Source organism: Streptococcus suis (genome assembly GCF_002960425.1).
GTDB lineage: Bacteria > Bacillota > Bacilli > Lactobacillales > Streptococcaceae > Streptococcus > Streptococcus suis_S.
The window spans coordinates 1-405 of the sequence record NZ_POIZ01000090.1; the positions used below are offsets into that span (position 1 = coordinate 1).

Genomic DNA, 405 nt, shown 5'->3' on the forward strand with positions numbered 1-405 from the left:
AACTTCACCAGCAGTCCCAACTCCACCGGTAGTTCCTATTCCAGCGGTAGTTCCAACTCCACCAGTAGTTCCAACTCCACCGGTAGTTCCAACTGCGCCGGTAGTTCCAACTCCACCGGTAGTTCCAACTGCGCCAGTAGTTCCAACTCCACCGGTAGTTCCAACTGTGCCAGTAGTTCCAACTCCACCGGTGATTCCAACTGCGCCAGTAGTTCCAACTCCACCGGTAGTTCCAACTGCGCCAGTAGTTCCAACTCCACCGGTAGTTCCAACTGTGCCAGTAGTTCCAACTCCACCGGTGATTCCAACTGCGCCAGTAGTTCCAACTCCACCGGTAGTTCCAACTGCGCCAGTAGTTCCAACTCCACCGGTAGTTCCAACTGCGCCAGTAGTTCCAACTCAATA

General features: G+C 54.1%; 1 protein-coding gene. It reads right to left on the reverse strand.

The window, feature by feature from the left end; genetic code table 11:
- Positions 1-35 precede the first annotated feature (35 nt).
- Positions 36-405: hypothetical protein (locus C1G57_RS11185; RefSeq protein ID WP_193434490.1), on the reverse strand; the 370-nt coding region annotated here is incomplete at its 5' end.